Annotated in this window: 16 protein-coding genes and 1 pseudogene; 10 read left to right on the top strand and 7 right to left on the bottom strand. The window is 68.3% G+C overall.

From position 1 onward, the window contains the following. The first annotated feature begins 1 nt into the window (after position 1). The 6 genes from Ahu01nite_RS12560 (at position 2) to Ahu01nite_RS12535 (ending at position 5,300) form a co-directional block, all read left to right on the top strand. Positions 2-748: a (Fe-S)-binding protein gene (locus tag Ahu01nite_RS12560; protein WP_203836655.1), complete on the top strand. Its 747-nt coding sequence runs from the start codon at positions 2-4 to the stop codon at positions 746-748. Next, positions 748-2,163, top strand: coding sequence for a LutB/LldF family L-lactate oxidation iron-sulfur protein (locus Ahu01nite_RS12555; protein ID WP_203836654.1), 1,416 nt, complete (start codon positions 748-750; stop codon positions 2,161-2,163). Before Ahu01nite_RS12560 ends, Ahu01nite_RS12555 begins: the two co-directional genes overlap by 1 nt. Then, entirely contained in the window at positions 2,160-2,738 is a 579-nt protein-coding gene (locus Ahu01nite_RS12550) for a LutC/YkgG family protein (protein WP_203836653.1), read from the top strand. The genes Ahu01nite_RS12555 and Ahu01nite_RS12550 overlap by 4 nt, the downstream gene beginning before the upstream one ends. Continuing rightward, positions 2,731-4,125, top strand: a complete 1,395-nt coding sequence (locus Ahu01nite_RS12545) for an L-fucose/L-arabinose isomerase family protein (protein WP_203836652.1) — start codon at positions 2,731-2,733, stop codon at positions 4,123-4,125. Before Ahu01nite_RS12550 ends, Ahu01nite_RS12545 begins: the two co-directional genes overlap by 8 nt. A 538-nt stretch (positions 4,126-4,663) precedes the next feature. Further along, a complete protein-coding gene (locus tag Ahu01nite_RS12540) occupies positions 4,664-5,083 on the top strand; it encodes a VOC family protein (protein WP_203836651.1) in 420 nt (139 codons plus the stop codon). A 4-nt stretch (positions 5,084-5,087) separates the two neighbouring features. Beyond that, the gene (locus Ahu01nite_RS12535; RefSeq protein ID WP_203836650.1) at positions 5,088-5,300 is read left to right on the top strand and encodes a hypothetical protein; all 213 of its coding nucleotides are present in this window, start codon (positions 5,088-5,090) and stop codon (positions 5,298-5,300) included. Positions 5,301-5,755: 455 nt separating this feature from the next. On the opposite strand, the gene Ahu01nite_RS12530 is transcribed toward Ahu01nite_RS12535, so the two are convergent. From Ahu01nite_RS12530 to Ahu01nite_RS12505, 6 genes and pseudogenes are all read right to left on the bottom strand, one after another. Continuing rightward, positions 5,756-7,291 carry an ABC transporter permease gene (locus Ahu01nite_RS12530; RefSeq protein ID WP_203836649.1) on the bottom strand — a complete coding sequence of 512 codons (1,536 nt, stop codon included), beginning with the start codon at positions 7,289-7,291 and terminating at the stop codon, positions 5,756-5,758. After that, positions 7,288-8,172, bottom strand: coding sequence for an ABC transporter ATP-binding protein (locus Ahu01nite_RS12525; RefSeq protein ID WP_203836648.1), 885 nt, complete (start codon positions 8,170-8,172; stop codon positions 7,288-7,290). The genes Ahu01nite_RS12530 and Ahu01nite_RS12525 overlap by 4 nt, the downstream gene beginning before the upstream one ends. Before the next feature lie 34 nt (positions 8,173-8,206). Beyond that, positions 8,207-8,833, bottom strand: coding sequence for a TetR/AcrR family transcriptional regulator (locus Ahu01nite_RS51350; RefSeq protein ID WP_203836647.1), 627 nt, complete (start codon positions 8,831-8,833; stop codon positions 8,207-8,209). Positions 8,834-8,845: 12 nt separating this feature from the next. After that, on the bottom strand, positions 8,846-9,457 hold the full coding sequence (locus Ahu01nite_RS12515; RefSeq protein WP_203836646.1) for an aspartate/glutamate racemase family protein: 612 nt from the start codon (positions 9,455-9,457) through the stop codon (positions 8,846-8,848). Next, a pseudogene (locus tag Ahu01nite_RS12510) lies at positions 9,454-10,830 on the bottom strand (sensor histidine kinase); the annotation flags it as partial. The pseudogene Ahu01nite_RS12510 and the gene Ahu01nite_RS12515, both read right to left, overlap by 4 nt. A 48-nt stretch (positions 10,831-10,878) precedes the next feature. Further along, positions 10,879-12,525 carry a Na+/H+ antiporter gene (locus tag Ahu01nite_RS12505; RefSeq protein WP_203836644.1) on the bottom strand — a complete coding sequence of 549 codons (1,647 nt, stop codon included), beginning with the start codon at positions 12,523-12,525 and terminating at the stop codon, positions 10,879-10,881. A gap of 63 nt (positions 12,526-12,588) precedes the next feature. Here Ahu01nite_RS12505 and Ahu01nite_RS12500 point away from each other — a divergent pair, with 63 nt between their 5' ends. Both Ahu01nite_RS12500 and Ahu01nite_RS12495 read left to right on the top strand, forming a co-directional pair. Then, positions 12,589-15,003 carry a beta-glucosidase gene (locus Ahu01nite_RS12500; RefSeq protein WP_203836643.1) on the top strand — a complete coding sequence of 805 codons (2,415 nt, stop codon included), beginning with the start codon at positions 12,589-12,591 and terminating at the stop codon, positions 15,001-15,003. Between the two features lie 91 nt (positions 15,004-15,094). Continuing rightward, a complete protein-coding gene (locus Ahu01nite_RS12495; protein ID WP_203836642.1) occupies positions 15,095-15,307 on the top strand; it encodes a DUF397 domain-containing protein in 213 nt (70 codons plus the stop codon). On the opposite strand, the gene Ahu01nite_RS12490 is transcribed toward Ahu01nite_RS12495, so the two are convergent. Beyond that, positions 15,276-16,034, bottom strand: coding sequence for a DUF6082 family protein (locus Ahu01nite_RS12490; RefSeq protein WP_203836641.1), 759 nt, complete (start codon positions 16,032-16,034; stop codon positions 15,276-15,278). The genes Ahu01nite_RS12495 and Ahu01nite_RS12490 overlap by 32 nt on opposite strands. A 544-nt stretch (positions 16,035-16,578) precedes the next feature. On the opposite strand from Ahu01nite_RS12490, the gene Ahu01nite_RS12485 reads away from it, so the two are divergent. After that, a complete protein-coding gene (locus Ahu01nite_RS12485; RefSeq protein ID WP_203836640.1) occupies positions 16,579-16,893 on the top strand; it encodes a MerR family transcriptional regulator in 315 nt (104 codons plus the stop codon). Between the two features lie 12 nt (positions 16,894-16,905). Next, positions 16,906-17,706: an alpha/beta hydrolase fold domain-containing protein gene (locus tag Ahu01nite_RS12480; protein WP_203836639.1), complete on the top strand. Its 801-nt coding sequence runs from the start codon at positions 16,906-16,908 to the stop codon at positions 17,704-17,706.

The following is a 17,706-nucleotide window of genomic DNA, read 5'->3' as shown; positions in this document are numbered from 1 at the left end:
CGTGCGCATCGCCCTGTTCGTCACGTGCCTGGCCGACACCATGTTCCCGGCGGCGGCGAAGGCCACCGTCCAGCTGCTCGAGCGGCTGGGCCACGAAGTGGTTTTCCCGCCCGGCCAGACATGTTGCGGCCAGATGCACGTCAACACCGGATATCAGGATCAAGCTCTGCCGTTGGTACGCCGCCACGTGCGCACCTTCGCCCCCTACGACGTGATCGTGGCGCCGTCCGGGTCCTGCGTCGGCTCGGTGCGACACCAGCACGCGATGGTGGCCCGCAACGCCGGCGACGCGGGACTCGCCGCACGGGCGGAGGATGTCGGCTCGAAGACGTACGAGCTGTCCGAGCTGCTCGTCGACGTGCTCGGCATCGAGGATGTGGGCGCGTACTACCCGCACCGGGTCACGTACCACCCGACCTGTCACTCCCTGCGGATGCTGCGGGTGGGGGACAAGCCACTGCGGCTGCTGCGCAACGTGCGAGGGATCGACCTGGTCGACCTGCCCGACGCGGACCAGTGCTGCGGGTTCGGCGGCACGTTCGCGATCAAGAACGCCGACACCTCGACCGCGATGCTCGCCGACAAGATGGGTCACGTCCTCGAAACCGGCGCCGAGGTCTGCACGGCGGGCGACTCGTCGTGCCTCATGCACATCGGCGGCGGGCTGTCCCGGCTCGACTCGGGCGTGCGTACGGTCCATCTCGCGGAGATCCTCGCCTCCACGTCGTCCTCGTCGGAGGAGAGCTGATGACCACGTTTCTCGGAATGCCGACGACCGCGCCGCGTGGGGTGGGCAACCTGCGTGGCGATGAACCGTTCCCGGCGGCAGCCCACAAGGCGCTGCAGGACGGACAGCTGCGCCGCAACCTCGGGCACGCCACCACCACGATCCGGCGCAAGTCCGGTGCGGTGATCGGTGAGCTGCCCGACTGGCAGGAGCTGCGCGAGGCTGGCTCGACGCTGAAGGCCAACACCATGGCCCGCCTGCCCGAGCTGCTCGACCAGCTCGAGGCGAACGTCACCGCGGCCGGCGGCGTCGTGCACTGGGCCGCCGACGCCAACGAGGCCAACGAGATCGTCACCGACCTGGTGAAGGCCACCGGGCACGACCGGGTCATCAAGGTCAAGTCGATGGCGACCCAGGAGATCGGGCTCAACGAGGCCCTCGAAGCGGCCGGGATCGCCGCCGTAGAGACCGACCTCGCCGAGCTCATCGTGCAGCTCGGGAACGACAAACCCAGCCACATCCTGGTCCCGGCGATCCACCGCAACCGCGCGGAGATCCGCGAGATCTTCCTGCGCGAGATGCCCGGCGTGGACCCGGCGCTGACCGACGAACCCGCCGAGCTGGCCGGGGCGGCCCGGCGCTACCTGCGTGAGACGTTCCTCAGCACCAAGGTCGCGGTCTCGGGGGCCAACTTCGCGATCGCCGAGACCGGGACGCTGGCCGTGCTCGAGTCCGAGGGCAACGGGCGGATGTGCCTGACGCTGCCGGAAACCCTGATCACCGTGATGGGCATCGAGAAGCTCGTGCCGACCTGGCGTGATCTTGAAGTCTTCCTCCAGCTGCTGCCGCGGGCGTCGACGGGGGAGCGGATGAACCCGTACACCTCGATGTGGACCGGGGTCACCCCCGGCGACGGGCCGCAGAACTTCCACCTGGTGCTGCTCGACAACGGGCGCACGGCGGTGCTCGCCGACGAGGTGGGGCGGCAGGCGCTGCACTGCATCCGGTGCTCGGCGTGCCTCAACGTGTGCCCGGTGTACGAGCGGACGGGCGGGCATGCCTACGGGTCGGTGTATCCGGGGCCGATCGGTGCGATCCTGTCGCCGCAGCTCACGGGGGTGGAGGACAACGCCTCGCTGCCGTACGCGTCGTCGCTGTGTGGTGCGTGCTTCGACGCGTGCCCGGTGAAGATCGATATCCCGTCGATCCTGGTGCACCTGCGCAACGAGGTGCCGCACCCGCGTGCGGAGAAGGCGGCGTTCGGCGCTGTGGCGTACACAATGGATCATCCTGCGCTCTACACCCGCGCGCAGCATGCCGCGAAGCTGAGCAGACATGCGAAGAAGCTGCCCCCGCCCCTGAACGGCTGGACGGCCTCCCGCGACCTTCCCGAACCGCCGGCGGAGACGTTCCGCGACTGGTGGGCCAAGCGATGAGCAGCCGCGAGCTGATCCTCGGCCGCATCAAGGCCGCCCTCGGTGACACCGCCGTGCCCGAGGTCACCCGGGACTACCGCCCGGCCGCCGGCCAGGAGCCCGACATCGAGCTGCTCATCGACCGGCTCGTCGACTACAAGGCGGTGGTGCACCGCAGCGACGACGTGGCCGGCGTCGTTGCCTCCCTGAATCCCGGGCGGCTCGTGCTGCCCCCCGGCCTCGACCCCTCCTGGGTGCCGTCCGGTGCCACGATCGTCGACGACGAATACCAGGCCGAGGCCGTGCTGACCGCCTCCACCGTGGCCATCGCCGAGACCGGCACGATCGTCCTCGACGGCTCCCCGGACCAGGGCCGGCGCCGCATCTCGCTCCTGCCCGACCTGCACATCTGCGTCGTACGTCCGGACCAGATCGTGGCCTCGGTGCCGGACGCCATCGCCCGCCTGGACCCGCGCCGCCCGCTCACCTGGATCAGCGGCCCGTCGGCGACCAGCGACATCGAACTCAACCGCGTCGAAGGGGTCCACGGCCCCCGCAATCTGCACGTCGTTCTCCTGGGAGGTTCCGTTGAGTAAGCCCCGCGTCGGACTGGTCGCCGGGGGACTCGGCACCTATTGGCCGCAGTTCCCCAATCTGCTTCCGCAACTTCAGGAATCTGCGGCCTACGTGTCGCAGCGGTTCCAGGAGATGGACGCCGATGTCATCGACGCCGGTTTCATCTCGGACGCCCAGGAAGGTGCGGTCGCCGCTGAGAAACTCCGCCTCGCCGACTGCGACCTCATCGTCGTCTTCCTGGCCACCTATCTGACCGCCTCGATGGTGCTGCCGATCGCGCAACGGACCAACACCCCCGTACTGATCATCGATCTGCAGCCGACCGAGAAGATGGACCACGCCACCTTCGGCACCGGCGAATGGCTCGCCTACTGCGGCCAGTGCCCCGTCCCGGAAATGGGCAACACGTTCCGCCGAGCCGGCATCCCGTTCCGCTCGGTCTCCGGCTGGCTGCGCCAGGAATCCGCCTGGGAACGCATCGGCCAATGGATCCGGGCCGCCCACGTCCGCGCGGCATTACGGCACGCACGGCACGGCCTGATGGGCCACCTCTACCCCGGAATGCTCGACGTCTCCACGGACCTCACCCTGCTGCCCGCGACCTTCGGTTCACACGTCGAGGTCCTGGAATTCGACGATCTGCGCGTACGCGTGGAGAAGGTCACCGACGCCGAAGTCAGCGACCGGATGCAGGAAGTCCGCAAGATCTTCACCCTCGACGACACGGTCAACGAGGACGACTTCGCGTGGGGCGCCCGCGTATCGGTAGGCCTGGACCGCCTCGTCGCCGACTTCGACCTCGACAGCCTCGCCTACTACCACCGCGGCCTCGACGGCGAACAACACGAACGCCTCGGCGCCGGCATGATCCTCGGCGCCTCCCTGCTCACCGCCCGAGGCATCCCCACCACCGGCGAATACGAGCTGCGCACCACCGTGGCGCAGCTCGCCACCGCGGCGGTAGGGGCGGGCGGCTCCTTCTGCGAGCTCCAAGCCCTCAACTTCGAGGACAACGTCGTCGAAATGGGCCACGACGGCCCGGCCCACCTCGCCGTCAGCTCCCGCGAGCCCCTCCTGCGCGGCCTCGGCGTCTACCACGGCAAACGAGGCTGGGGAGTCAGCGTCGAATTCGACGTCCGCCCCGGCCCGGTCACCCTGCTCGGCCTCGGCCAGGACCGCGACGGCTCCCTGTCCTTCATCGCCGCGGAGGGAACGGTCGTCCCCGGCCCCCTGCTGGCCATCGGCAACACCACCAGCCGCGTCGACTTCGGCCGTGACCCAGGAGAATGGGTCGACGCCTGGAGCGCCTCCGGCGTAGGCCACCACTGGTCTCTCTCCCTGGACCACCGCGCCGCGGACTACCGCGCCGCAGCCGGACTACTGGAGATCGGATTCACCCAGGTCTGACCGTTACCAACTGGCCCTCGTCCAGGTCCCACGCACATCCGCCGCCTCCTCGAAATCACCGGCCTGGCCGAGATCTCCCTGCTCTGACAACCGATGCGGATGCGCTGTCCGAAACAGGACAAAGTCTCCGGCCCGAGCGGCTGTCGCCATGTTGAACAGCGGTCTTGTGCGTCAGTGGCCGGCAGTGGGCCTGTCGGCGGATCGCGGGATTGCCGGCGCCGCGCTACGGTCAAAGCAGACTTTTTGATAGCAGGCGTGATCGAACGACCGGATGGCAAGGTCGTGCTCGGAACCGAACTGCGTAGGCTCGGGCGCGCCCAGCTCCTGCACTACGACTTCGTGCGGCCATTCGCCGGGATCCGACCAGCGCTGTCCTTGAGCTGAGAGCCGCCAACTACACCGCGATCGAGCCGGACCAGGTCACTGCACGGGTGGTGCCCATCGGTTCTGGGCGTAAGCCTCGGCTCGGCAGGCAGCGTTAGGTGTGTCGGGCGGATAGCGGTCACTCGGTGTCCGCAATGGTGGGCAATCTAGTGGTATGACGCTTGACCGTTCTGGGTCCAGGATTGATCACCTCAACGTTGCCGTGCCGGATCTGGCTGCCGCTGTGGCGTTTTATGAGCCGGTGCTGGCGAGTGTCGGGATCACCAAGATGTTGGAGATTCCGCCGAATGCCACGCCGAACCAGCCGACTGCGATGACGGGCTTCGGGTTGGCAGACGTGAAGCCCTACTTCTGGCTGATCGACGGTGGCACGGTCGGGACCAACATGCACGTGGCCTTCACTGTCGACAGTCGTTCGGACGTCGCTGCCTTCTATGAGGCGGCCCTCGCTGCCGGGGCCAAGGACCTGCTGGCGCCGGCTGTTCATCCGGAGTATCACGCTGACTACTTCGGTGGGTTCGTGCTCGATCCGCACGGCATCAACCTGGAGGCCGTCTGTCATCAAGGATCTTGACGGCGTGCTGCGTAATGCCCGGCTCCGGGCGCTGCGCTGGTGGGCGGGCGGTCTCACGGCGGCCTACCTCGCCGCGCTGGTCCTCTGGGCGGTGGGACCGGACCGCGCCCCGAGCCTCTCCAAGGATCTCCACCCGGTAGCCGCCACGGTCATCGTCGCCGCGGCGGCTGCCACCGCAGTCGCCTACCACGTCCTCCGCCGACGCCGCGAAATCTAGCCCGCGGCAGGGTCCGGCCCGCGGCGGAGTCAAGCTCGCGGTAAAGCCTGCGGCGAAACTTCGGGCCGCAGCGAGACTCCGGGCCGCGGCAGAGTCCAGTCGCGGGGGAATCTAGCGTGGTTTGAGTCTTTGATCCGTTTGCGGTGGGCGGCGAGGGCAGCAGGATCTGGCCAAAGGCACGAAGTTGCGCCGAAACCGGCTATGCCGCAATCTTCTGCGGCGTCAGGTGTCAAGCGTGGGCCAATCACGTCTGGCCATGAAGCATACTTTCTTCCGTCAGACGTGATTGACCGGATTTGAGGAGCAGCACCGCAGAAAGTTCTCGTATCCCGGTGTCCGGCGCAACATTCAGCCTCGCGGCATGGACTGCGACAACTCGGGCGCGGCCGGTGGGTGGTTAGGGAAAGCGGTGATCCACCCGGACCGCACTGACAAGCAACTACCGACTCAGGACACTAGGCCGAGGGGATGTCGCGGTGGCGGAAGGCGAGCGTGCCGGCCGTTGCCAGGACCGCCGCGATCGCGGTGAGGGTGACAAATGGTGTGGCGGACAGGCCGTGGCCGACGTGGGTGAACGGGGAGAGGTCCAGGACCCACTGGTCCAGCCCCAGCACCGCCCCCATCATCAGGATCAGGAAGCAGGCCGCAACCGCGCCCCAAGCCGCCGACGCCTGCCGGGGAAACGCCCCGAAGAGCAGAACCGTCAGCGCAGTCAGCACCCACACCGCCGGGAGCTGAGCAGCAGCCGCGCCGAGGACCGTAGCCAGCTGATGGCCTCCCGCGGTGAGCCCGCAGAGCAGACCGCCGACCAGCAGAGCGGCAGCCGGACCGAGTAGCGAGAACACCACATGACTGGCCAGCCAGCGCAGCCGGCCAACGGGGGTCGCCAGGATCGCTTCGGTGTGGCCGGTGGCTTCTTCGTCGCGGAGGCGCAGGGCGGCCTGGACGCCGTAGGCGGCGGCGATCAGGCCGAGGACGGCGATCATGCCGACGAGGAAGCTGTTGCCGCCGAGGCGTCGCAAGATGGCGGCGAGGTCGGAGTTGTCGGCGGCGAGGTCGGCGATGCTCGATGCGACGCCGCCGAAGACGAGGCCGAGGGCGGCGAAGCCCAGGATCCAGCCGGTCAGGACGCCGCGGTGCAATCGCCAGGCCAGGCCGATCGGGCCGCTGATGGTGCCGGTGGCGGGGCCGGGCCGCGCGGCGATCAGCCCTTCGCCGACGTCGCGGCGGGACACCAGCACGCTGCCCAGGACAACCAGACCGGCAACAAGAAGGAGCGCCAGGAGAAGCGGCAAGACGTCATTCTCACCGTACGCAAAAACGTGCTGAACCCACCCGATAGGCGAGACCCACGACAGCCACGAGACGCCAGTGTCCACATCGCCGGCGAGCCGCAGCACAAAGGCCACCCCCAGCACGACGATCGCGATGGACCGGGCGGTGCGCGCCGACCCGGAGAGCTGAGCGGTGACCGCGCCGAGAGCAGCGAAAACGCAGCCGGACAACGCGAACGACAACCCCAGCAGCACCGACCCGCCGACCGGCTGGCCCTGGCCGATCATCGTCACGCTGATGATGGCGAAGAGCACGAGGTTGGCGCCGACGGTGGTGATCAATGCTGCGGCGAAAGCGGCGTGCCGGCCGACGATGCCCGAGCCGATCAGTTCCGTGCGGCCCGCCTCCTCCTCGGTGCGGGTGTGGCGGATGACGGTGAGCAGGCTGATGAGGCCGATGATCACGGGGAAGAAGCCGGCTCGCCACGCGACGATCTCGCCGAGGCTGTCGCCGCGCAGCGGGCCGTAGAGCGCGATGAAGCCGGGGCTGGACATGCTGACCCGGGCGTATCCGGCCAGGTCGGCGGCGGTGGGGAAGAGGCCCTTGAAGGAGCTGGCGTAGCCGGCGGGGATCAGGGCCACCAGGATCGCCCAGAGGGGTAGCAGGACGCGGTCGCGGCGCAGAATGAGCCGGATGAGGGTGCCGGTGCCGGTCATCGCGCGTACTGCCGGAGGAAGAGCTCTTCGAGCGTGGGTGGTTTGCTGGTCAGGCTGCGGACGCCGGCGTCGATGAGCTTGCGCAGGGCGGGTTCGAGCGTTTCGGTGTCCACATCGAACGTCACGTGGTGGTCGTCGACGCGCAGGTCGTGCACGCCGGGCAGGGTGCCGAGGCCGTTGACGGCACCGACGAGTTCGGCGTCGATGGTGGTCCGGGTGAGGTGGCGCAGCGAGGCGAGGGTGCCGGTCTCGACCGTGCGGCCCTCGCGGATGATCGTCAGGCGGTGGCAGAGCGCCTCGACCTCGGTGAGGATGTGGCTGGAGAGCAGCACGGTCCGTCCGCCGCGCCGGTGCTCCTCGAGGACAACCTGGCGGAACACCTCCTCCATCAGCGGGTCCAGGCCGGAGGTGGGCTCGTCGAGGATCAGCAGCTCGGCGTCCGAGGCGAGCGCCGCGACCAGGGCGACCTTCTGCCGGTTGCCCTTGGAGTAGGTCCTGGCCTTCTTGCGGGGGTCGAGGTCGAAGCGGTCGAGCAGTTCGTCGCGGCGTCTGCGGTTGAGGCCGCCACGCAGCTGGCCGAGCAGGTCGATCACCTCGCCGCCGGTGAGCGTGGGCCAGAGCGTGACGTCGCCCGGAACGTACGCCAACCGCCGGTGCAGCGCGGTCGCGTCCGACCAGGGGTCGCCGCCGAGCAGTCGCACGTCGCCGCCGCTCCTGCGCATCAGGCCGAGCAGGATCCGGATCGTGGTGGACTTCCCGGCGCCGTTGGGCCCGAGGAAGCCGTGCACCTCGCCGGCCTCGACGTGCAGATCAAGACCATTGAGCACCTGGGTACGCCCGAAGCTCTTCACGAGCCCCGTGACACCGATCGCTTCCGTCATGGCGGTTACTCCTGAGCGGTGATGAGCATGGCGGTTACTCCTGAGCGGTGATGAGCCGGTCGAGCGCCGCGCGGGCGTCGGCGGCCATGTCGGGGGGCAGCAGCGGCTGCGCGAAGATGTCGACGGCGGCCTTGAGCATCCGGGCCTGCCCGACCTGTTCGTGCGTGTCGGCGCCGATGGTGGCGGAGATGCGGTCCCGCATCAGGAACATGCCCATCTGCAGGGAGACGAGCACCGCGCAGTAGGCCCGCGGGTCGTCGGTTTTGATGTCTGATTGGGCCAGCCAGGTCTCGGCCTCGTCGACGTTGCGCTCGAACATTTGCGCCCCCGCCGGGGTGCCGTCCATGGTCGAGCGGACCACGTAGTTCTGCAGCCGGAGCGGCACGCTGTTGAGCGCGTTGCTCATCGCCTGCGCCCCGAGCGTCTGGTTGCCGGCGAGGTAGGGGGCCCGGACCCGCGCGAGCTCGGCCATGACGTAGTCGTCGCAGGCGTCGCGCAGCCCCTCCTTGGAGCCGAAGTGGTGCCGGAGCAGCCCGGAGGAGACCCCGGCTTCCTGGGCGATGTCGCGGATCGTCGCGCCGTCGATCCCCTTCGCGGCGAAGAGGGTCAGCGCCGCTTCCCGGATGCGGGCGCGGGCGGTCAGATCCGTCGGGCTACTCACATGTGCAATTTACTACACAAGTGTGTAGCGGAGAAGGGCCTCCCGCACCGCGGCCCGGGGCGAGGTCAGGACGGGTTTTCCAAGATCCGCGAGCAAAATCTCGGCAGGGGCCATGCTCGCCTGGGCCAGCACGATCACGTCCACGTCGAGGGCTCGGGCGCAGGCGGCGACGCTCCGGGCGTACCCGTCGAGGTCGTTGGCCTGGAAGAGTGACCATGCAGCCAGGCAGGGCGCCTCGACGATCTCGACGCCGGGACGGTCCAGCAGCTCGCGGGTCGGCGCCAGCGTCGACTCGACCGCGAAGACCACCCCGATCCTGGGTCCCGCTGCGACCGCGGCGTCGGCCATAGGGCGATCAACCCGCAACACCGGTACGCCCACAGCGTCCCCCAACTGCTCGGCGCGCCCGCTCAACGTCGAACACGTGCAGACGATCAGCTTCGCTCCCGCATCGGCAACCTCGTGGAGCCGCGCGAGCAACCTGTCGTCGACCCCGGGCCGCGCTGAATCGGCGAGCAGCGACTCATCGACGACATGAACGCTCGCCACGCCCGGCCCCAGTTCGCCGAGCAGCCGTTCGAACGTGTCGACATGGACGGGCGCGGTGTGCAGGAAACCGATCATCCGTCCAGCGTGCCGGACGGCAGCGAGAGCACCATCGTCAGGCCGCCGCCGGGTGTCTCCTCCGGGAGCAGTGTCCCGCCCATCGCCTCGGTCAGCCCCCGCGCGAGCGCCAGCCCCAGCCCGACCCCGGTGTGGTTGTCCCGGTCGCCGAGCCGCTGGAACGGCAGGAAGACCTCGTCCCAGCGGTCCTCGGGGATGCCACGGCCGTGGTCGATGACGCGCAGCTCGATCGTGCCGCCCCTGGCGCTCGCGGTGATCATCGGCGGGCGTCCGGCCGGGCTGTAGCGCAGGGCGTTGCCGATCAGGTTCACCAGGACGCGTTCCAGCAGGCCGGGGTCGGCGAGCAGCGCCGGCAGATCGTCCGGGATGCGGGTCCGCACCGTACGCCCGGCCGGGCCCAGCTCGTCCAGCGCGCGGGGCACGATCTCCTCGGCGCCGATCGCGAGCAGGGTCACGCCGAGCGCCCCCGCCTGCAGCCGGCTCATGTCGAGCAGGTTCGTGACGAGCCGGGTCAGCCGGTCGAGCGATTCGTCGGCGGTCAGCAGCAGTTCCGCGCGGTCTTTGTCGTCGAAGTGCACGTCGTCGCTGCGGAGGCTGGCGACTGCTGCTTTTGCGGACGCTAACGGCGTACGCAGATCGTGGCTCACGGCAGCGAGCAACGCCGTGCGCATCCGATCCGCCTCGGCCAGCGGTTTTGCCGTGGCGGCCTCGGCCGCGAGTCTTTCCTGACGCAGCGCGACCGCGGCCTGGGCGGCGAACGCCTCCACGATGCGCCGGTCGGGCGGCTTGAGCGGGTGCCCGCGCAGCAGCATGACCAGGGCGTCGTCCACCTTCACCACGTCGTCCGCCTCGCCCGGCCCGTCCTCGCCCACCTTTGCCACCTCGGTGCCGTTCTCGAGCAGCGTCACCGATCGCAGGGTGAACGTCTCGCGCAGCCGTTCCATCAGCGCGATCAGCGGCCGGGCACCGCGCAGGACGCTGCCCGCGACGTCGGCCAGGATCCGCGCGTCGGCGCCGGCCTGCGCGGCCTGCCTGGTCCGCCGCGCGGCGGTGTCCACCACCCAGCTCACCGCGAGCGCGACCAGCACGAAGATCGCCAGGGCGAGCAGGTTGCCGCTCTCGGCGATGGTGAACGTGTGGAACGGCGGGGTGAAGAACCAGTTCAGGACCAGCGAACCGGTGACCGCGGCGAGCAGCGCGGGCCACAGGCCGCCGATCAGGGCGACGCCGACCACGGCGGCCAGGAAGACCAGGATGTCGTTGGTCAGCGTCAGCCCGGTGCCGATCTTGAGCAGCAGGGTCAGCGCGGGCAGCCCCGCACCGACGGCGACGAAGCCGGCGATGCGGCGCTCCCGGGAGAGCGCGGCGGGCACGGGCATGGCCAGCTTCTCGATTTCTCCGCGTGCCATGCCCTGCCCCTCCTACGCCCTCGGACGGTCCGGCAGGAGCCGTTCCTCGTGGTCCAGCTCGCGTTCGAGGACGCGAAGGCCCTCGTCGTCGAGCGTGCCCGCGTCACGCCAGCGGATCAGCTCCTCGCGCTGGGCGTCGATCACGGCCCGGCGTACCCGTAGAGCCGCTTCGTACTGCGGCGACACCGGCACCTCGTCGGAATCCGACTGGTCGAGCAGGTCGATGCGGCGCAGATAGCGCTCGAGCCGGTGGTTCAGCTGCTTGCGCATCGTCTCGATGGCCTGGTCGTCGGCGTCGTCGTGCTCGTCCTGCTGGATCTCCTCGAGCCGGTCCATCGCCGCCCGCACCGAGGCCGAACGAGCCTCGTTGCGCTGCCGCGCCTTGTCCGACTTGTTGGCGCGCAGACCCAGCATCCGCACCAGCGGGGCGAACGTGAGGCCCTGACCGACCAGGGTCACCAGCACCACGACGAACGCGCAGAACAGCAGGAGGTCCAGGTCGGGGAAGTTCGCCCCGTCGTCGGTTTTCGCCGGGATGATGAAGACCGCGGCCAGCGTGATGACGCCCCGGGTGCCGGCCCAGCTCAGCGCCGTGATCTCGCGGCCGTTCAGCGCGCGGTCCCGTTTGATGGCGTTCTCCTCCGGGTCGCCACCCAGCCGGGCATGCATCGACGCCGGCAGCTTCTGGGTCACGAGCAGGAAGAGCGGCCGCAGCAGCAGCACCACGCCGACCGTGATCGATACGGCGATCACGATGGTCGAGGTCTTGTACTCCGAGAGCCCGTCGATGACCCGCGGCAACTGCTGCCCGATGAGCAGGAAGACCAGGCCCTCCAGGAGGAAGTCGACCAGTCGCCAGACCGCGGCCACCTGCAGCCGGCTCGCACCGGAGCTCAGCCGCGGGGTGTCGTGCCCGACGATCAGGCCCGCCACGACCACCGCCAGCACACCGGAGACGTGCACCTCCTCGGCGATGACGTACGCGAGGAACGGCGTCGACAGCGAGATGGCGTTCGCGATCAGCGGGTCACGCTGGATGGGACGGGAGGCGCGGTTGGCGTACGCGACCACGATGCCCGCGATGACACCGCCGCCCGCGGAGACGAAGAACTCGAGCACGGTGTGACCGAACGAGAAGTGGCCACTCGACGCGACATTCACCGCGACGGTCAGCAGGGTCAGGGCGGTGGCGTCGTTGAGCAGCCCCTCGCCCTGGATCAGGGTCACGATGTTGTGCGGCAACCCCACTTTTTTGCCCACGGCGAGCGCGGCGACCGGGTCGGGCGGGGCGACCGCGGCGCCCAGGGCCACCCCGGCGGCCATCGTGGCACCGGCGACCCAGAGCGAGAAGCCCAGACCGATCAGCAGGGCCGTGACCACGACCAATACGACAGAAAGGCTGATTACGGTACGCAGGTTGCGCCGGATGTCCAGCAGCGAGGAGTCCAGGGCCGCGTTGTAGAGCAGCGGCGGGAGGACAAGGGTCAGCACCACCACCGGTTCAAGTTCGATGTTCGGCCCCGGTAGCACCGCGTACAGGATGCCGATGAGGGTCAGAAGGGCGGCGGCAGGCAGCCCGGTGCGGTCGGCGATCCACCGGATCGCCACCACCACCGCCACGCCTGCGAGGATGAACAGCAACGTCGTCTCGACACTCACCGGTTCATTCTCCCGGACGGGGATACTCTGTCCCGCTGTTGCCCGGCAGAACAGGGAGTTTCGATGCGATTGGTACGGATGGCGCTCGCGGGCGTGCTCGTCTGCGGGGCGCTCGTCGGCCTGGGCGGCAGCTCCTCGTCGCCGTCCATGGATCAGCGCGTGGAAGCCCTGCTCGCGAAGATGACCCGCGCCGAGAAGCTGACCCTCATGCACGGCGGCAAAGCCTGTGGGTACGTCGGCTGCGTCGACGGCATCCCCCGGCTCGGCATCCCGCCGCTGCACCTGCAGGACGGCCCGGCAGGCGTCGGCGGGAGCCTGACCGGTGTCACCCAGCTCCCCGCACCCGTCGCGGCGGCCGCTTCCTGGGACCCGGCGCTGATGACCGCGTACGGCAAGGTCCTCGGCGCCGAGGAATGGGCCAAAGGCGCCAACGTGGTCCTGGCCCCCACGATCAACATCGTCCGTGACCCCCGCTGGGGCCGGGCCTTCGAGTCGCTCGGCGAGGACCCCTACCTGGCCGGCCAGTCGGCCGCCGCGGAGATCGCCGGAATTCGGTCCCAGGGCCCTATCGCGCAGGTCAAGCACTATGCGGTCTACAACCAGGAGACCAGGCGCAACACTCCCGGCAGCGACGCGCGGATCGACGAGCGCACGATGCGCGAGATCTACCTCCCCGCGTTCGAGGACGCGATCAACGCCGGCGTCGGCTCGGTCATGTGCGGCTACAACCCGGTCAACGGCACCTTCCCCTGCGAGAACAGTGAGCTGCAGGAGAAGATCCTGCACGACGAGTTCGGCTTCGACGGCTTCATCACCTCGGACTGGGACGCCACCCACTCGACGGAGGCTTCGGCCAGCAACGGCCTCGACATGGAGATGCCGGGCGACAAGTACTTCGGCAAGCCCCTGACGGACTCCACGATCAACGTCGACGAGTCCGCCCGCCGCATCCTGACCTCGATGTTCCGCCAGGGCCTGTTCGACAACCCCCCGACCGGCACCCTCGACACCCGGGTCACCAGCACCGCCAACGCGGCGATCGCCCGGCAGGTCGCCGAACAGGGCAGCGTCCTGCTCAAGAACGCCGGCAACCTGCTGCCACTCGACGCTGCCCAAACCGGCTCGATCGCGGTGATCGGCAACGGCGGTGAGACCAGCGTGCTCAGCCAGGGGGGTGGGAGCGCTCGGGTCGATCCGGAGTACGTGGTCTCGCCGTACCAGGGCATCAAGGAGCGGGACCCCTCGACGACCTACCAGCCCGGCACGGTGCGTGCGGACGGTGCCTTCCCGCCGGTCTTTTCGACATTCCGGACAAACTTCTTTACGGGTACTGGCTTGAGCGCGGTTTTTAGCTCCCGAACCGACAAGGTGCTCGACGGCAGCTGGCGTGGCGGCGACCCCGGCACCGGCCGCAAGTCGCAGTGGTCGGCCCGCTCCACCACCACGATCACCCCGTCAGTCTCTGGCGTCTACCGCTTCTCGCTGAGCAACACCGACGGCGCCCGGCTGCGCGTGGGGGACAAAACGGTCATCGACACCGGCTGGGCCGAACACAAGGCCCGCACCACAACGGGCTCGATCACGTTGACCGCCGGCAAACCGGTCCCGGTCACCGTCGAATACGCCCAGTTCACCGGCAACGCGGTGCTCACCCTCGGCTGGCTCCAACCCGGCCAGGACCTCCACAACGACGCCGTCCGAGTAGCCGCCACCGCCGACCTGGCCGTGGTGGTCGTCGGCCGCTTCGGCACCGAAGGCGCCGACCTCCCCGACATCAACCTCCCCGAAGCCCAGAACCGCCTGGTCCAGGATGTCGCCGCCGCCAACCCCAACACGATCGTCGTGGTCAACAGCGGCTCCGCGGTCACCATGCCCTGGTCCGCCTCCGTCCGAGCCATCATCGAAACCTGGTTCCCCGGCCAGGAATACGGCCATGCCCTGGCCAACCTCCTCTACGGCACCGTCAACTTCTCCGCCAAACTCCCGGTGACGTTCCCCGTCTCCCTCGCCGACGCGCCGGCTGCCGACCCCGCCCGTTTCCCCGGCGGCAACTACTCCGAAGGCCTGTCAGTGGGCTACCGCTGGTACGACACCCAGGCGGTCCAGCCCCTCTTCGAATTCGGCTTCGGCCTCTCCTACACCACCTTCGCGTACTCAGACCTCCGCCTGTCACCCGCCAAGAACGGCAGCATCCAGGTCCAATACACAATCACCAACACCGGCAAACGCCCCGGCGCCGAGGTCGCCCAGGTCTACGTCCAGCAGCCCCCCGCCGCAGGAGAACCCCCACGCAACCTCCGCGGCTTCGCCAAGGTCCAGCTATCCCCAGGCCAATCCCAGCGAATCACCACAACCCTCGCCGCCCGAAGCTTCCAACACTGGCAAAACGGCACCTGGCACACCATCCCCGGCACCTACACCATCTCCGTCGGCGCCTCCTCCCGAGACCTCCGCCTGATCGGAAGCCTAATTGAGTAGTGATTGTGACCTTTTACCCAATTACAAGAACCTGTGTCCGTAAGTTGATGAATGGCAACGTTCGACGACTTACTGACCGGGAGTGCATGCTATGAATGACTTCGGCCCTGCTGTTCTTCAATGGCGCAAAAGCGCAAGGTCAGCTGTCAGCGGCAACTGCGTCGAAGTCGCTGATGGCGACAATGGCTACGTATACGTGAGGGATTCGAAGAACCCGCGCGCCGCAGTGCTGACGTTTGATGCCGCAGCCTTCGCCACGTTCATCGCGGCCGTCAAGGACGATGAGTTGAGCGCCCTCGCCTAGCCCGCCGCCGATAGACATGGGCCGCTGCGCCGGCCCCCAGAAGAGCGAGCGAAAAGGCCGCCCTACGGCGCTTCCTGCCCGGCTGCTGCCGCGTGGTTTCCCCGCGCGGCAGTTCTGGCCGCTGTTCTGCCCTCTGTGAGGCTGTGGTGTTCGCCGCCGTCCACTCCTCGTCGGCGATCGCGATGAACCGGCGCCGGCGTCGGGTGCGAACCGTCATCCAGGTCCCTTGCTGTTGCTGCCACCAGGTCCGCGCGAGGTCGCCCTTGAACAAATTTCTGGTCAGGTTGCGCAACTCGGCCTCGCCTATCTCGCCCAGCTCCCACATGGCGAGCCAGTAGTTCATCATCAGGTTGGCGTAGACCTTCAAGCGGTCGCGCGGGCCGGTTACCTGGCCGATGTCGATGACCTCGAAGAACTCCGGGTTGTCCAGCGCGAGCTTGATGAGCTCGAAGTGGCGCTGCTTGTCCAGGCTGGTCAGCTCCTGCCGGAGCTGTCGCGACTGCAGGATGAGTGAGAATCCGATGCCGCAGAGCGCGGCGGCGGAGAGCAGGGCGGAAGCGCCGCCGTAGGCCTGGCCGACGTCGGCGAGGTCCTGCCAGGGCATGGCGCGGCCGAGGATGCGGTAGAAGATCATCGGTGACCAGAGCACGACTCCGGTGCCGATGGTGAGGCCGGCGATCGTGCTTACGAGGCGGAGTCGCTGCCGCCTTTCGAGGCGCACCTTCATCGTTCTTTGAACGTAGGGCGCTTGCGAGGGTCCTTCACGTGAATCTGAGCTTCACTCATCTACCACTCGGTGGCTGTCTTTGCGGGAGATTGCGGGTGACTCTGGATGGTTGGTGAGGTTTGCTGGCGGACACGCCGAGAAAAGCTGGGTTGGGGGTACTAGCTTTCTTGGCGGGGGGTGGTTAGTGTTCTGGGGGTAAGGCGGTTGTTCGAACGTGTTGGGGCCATGAAGTTGCGTGGGGCTCCGGCGCCGGGGAGTTGCCTTGCGAGTTGGTGAGTTCAGGTAATGCAAGTTGAGGAAAGGGAGGGCGGACACCGTTGGATCGCCCGCGGCCTGCTGGTTTTTTCGGTTTGGCGCGGACACCGCAGTTTCCATCGAACGAAAGGTGGTCTCCGGTCACGCATACGCGATCCTCGCGCCTGGGCCTGTGTTTCAGGGCCGGTGCGGAAACGACAACCCGGCGAAAACGTCGGCAGATGGTGTTTTAGTCCGCAACCCTCGGACCCCGGCGCGTGAGCGCCGGGGTCCTCGTCGTGGAGGTGACATGGGTCAACCCGATGACATGTTCGGGGACGAAAACTATCCGGCGTACACGATGGGTCGTGCTGCGGAGATCGTGGGCACGACGCCTGACTTTCTGCGTCGGCTCGGGGAGGCGAAGCTGTTCGCGCCGTTCCGGTCGGCGGGTGGGCATCGTCGCTACTCGCGGTACCAGTTGCGGCTTGCTGCGCGGGCCCGGGAGATGGTCGATCAGGGGACTGCCCTGGAGGCGGCCTGCCGGATCATTATTCTCGAGGATCAGCTCGAGGAGGCGGAGCGCCTCAACCAGCAGTATCGCGAGGCGCACGGCGGGGTTTGATTAGATCTCGCCATGGTCGTCACTGTTGTCCCCATGCCGAGAGGCGCCACGGTTCCCGATTTTGGGGGGCTTTCCTTCGAGATCCCGGTCGAGGCTGTTGCTGTTCCCGGTGGCGTGCTGGTCACCGCCGAGAACGCGGCGCCTGGGGCCGGGCCTCTTCTGTATGTGCACGGCGGCGGGTTCGAGCACCGGAATCCGCCGTTGATGAACCGGGCCGCCTATCTGTTCTCGAAGGCGACGGGGCGCCCCGTGTTCGTGGTGCATTACCGGCTTGCGCCGGGCGATCCTTACCCCGCTGCGTTGGAAGACGTGCTGACGGCGTACCGAAATCTGGCTGGGCCTGTGTACGTGCTGGCCGAATCGTCCGGGGGTGCGCTGGCGCTGGGGGCGCTTCTGCGGTTGAAGGCGGACGGCGAGGAGTTGCCGGCGGGGGTGATGACCTGGTCCGCCGTGACTGATCTGGCCATTACCGGGGGCTCGGTTGACGATTCGCCGCGGGATCCGGTGGGGCGGGAGTTGCTCACGCACCTGATCGGCCAATATCTGGGCGGTGCGGCGGCGGACGAGGCTCCCCAGTCACCGCTCTACGGGGATCTTTCGGGGCTGCCGCCGCTGGTGATGGCCGTCGGCGGGGCCGAGGCGCTGCGGGATGACACGCTGCGGTTCGCGGAGAAGGCTGACGCTGCCGGGACCGAGGTGCGAGTGGAGATCTACGAGGACATGGTCCACGTTTTTCAGACTGCGATTTTCGAGGAAGACAACCCGCTCGGCCGGGAACTGCTGGATCGGATCGCCCGGTGGGGCCGTTCCTGA

It is taken from the genome of Winogradskya humida, from assembly GCF_016862215.1.
GTDB lineage: Bacteria > Actinomycetota > Actinomycetes > Mycobacteriales > Micromonosporaceae > Actinoplanes > Actinoplanes humidus.
This window is presented reverse-complemented; position numbering and strand designations above follow the sequence as displayed.